The sequence below is a fragment of the Paenibacillus sp. AR247 genome (genome assembly GCF_002968895.1).
GTDB classification, from domain to species: Bacteria; Bacillota; Bacilli; order Paenibacillales; family Paenibacillaceae; genus Paenibacillus_AQ; species Paenibacillus_AQ favisporus.
The window spans coordinates 1-1,373 of the sequence record NZ_PCZT01000041.1; the positions used below are offsets into that span (position 1 = coordinate 1).

At 40.1% G+C, this 1,373-nt stretch carries 1 protein-coding gene; it reads left to right on the top strand.

Annotation, left to right across the window (positions count from 1 at the left end; all coding sequences use genetic code 11):
* Positions 1 to 1,022: 1,022 nt before the first annotated feature.
* Positions 1,023 to 1,373: Crp/Fnr family transcriptional regulator (locus tag CPT76_RS35460; protein WP_146116546.1), on the top strand; the 351-nt coding region annotated here is incomplete at its 3' end.

A 1,373-nucleotide genomic window follows, 5' to 3' on the forward strand; every position in this document is an offset into this window, starting at 1 on the left:
CACAAATATCAATTCCAAGATATTTATCACCACAAATACCAGATAAAAAAGTTCGCCCGTTAATGAAAAAAGCTAAAGCCGAGATAATTGCGCCAATCCAGACGAGTCTTTTATATATGTTTATTGTCTTTACCATAAAAAATTACCTTATGTTTATTTTCACATAGTTGCAGCCCCTTTATTCTGGATTATCCAGATTGATTTTATACATGTTTTAGGCATACTCAACATCGACGGCCTGAACTAAAGATATCCCAAATGAAATCATCTTCTTCGCTCCTTACCTCGGTACATCTCATACCATGGCCTTGAAAGCATTTCTGATTCCCTCTTAAAGGCGGTCCCTGATTACTCAAGTTGCTCAATCCTTTGACCGAGCTTGATCTGCGTTTATATGGTGAATTGACCTTATACTGCAGAGATGCCTTTGGAAATGTGTAAACCGGCAGAACAATGTAAAGTAGATTACTTACAGCGATTCGGCCGGATGTTAATATGCAAGAAACAGGCAGCCATGAAAAAATAATAATCGCGTTTTACCACTGTCATCATGATAACGTATGCGATAAATCTGCCTGATCCTCAAGACTCCAGAATCGCTGTGGGAGCTATGGTGTCCGGGTTAGACGAAATATTTTAATCTTGAGGGCTTATAATAGTAACACCGAAATCACCGAAGATGATCTTATGCTGGAACAATACAGGTATGATTTAAACGCAAAAATGACTATTCCGAAGGAAAATGTCAATCTGAGCTGTTTCATGTGGAATACGCAAGGAATAAAACTTATCCCTTTTGCCATGCCTTAGGAGATGTCGAATTCCTGAGCGCGTTTTCTTGGTTGTGTCTTCGCCGATTCGGAAGCCGATTTTAGGTATGGTCTAGGAAAACATTGCGCGACTTGGTTTTGGGATAACCTACTGCAGCATTTAAAACTTTACGAAACAGCCATTCGGATTCATACCAATTAGTCAAGTATCCGTATCCCGCAGGCTAATACAATTTGGAGGAACGATATTCAATGAACAAGCTCTGGTATTTATCTCAAATCAGCATTTTTGAAGAAATGTCCCGAGAAGAGATAAGAGACATCGATCAGTTAGATACCATCCATCATTTCAATTGGATCACAAAAAATACATTGGTCCAAACCCCGGACTCCACGCTCGAGGGCCTCTATTTCGTCAAGGAGGGAAAGCTTAGACTTTATAAACTGAACGACAGCGGAAAACAGTTTACGCTTGGCATTCTCACAAGAGGAAATATATTCGGAGAGTTAGATTCATTCTCTTTCGGTACCAGGAAGGTTTATATTGAAACGATGGAATCGTCGCTTCTTTGCTCCATGTCCGAGCCTCATTTCGAACGGCTT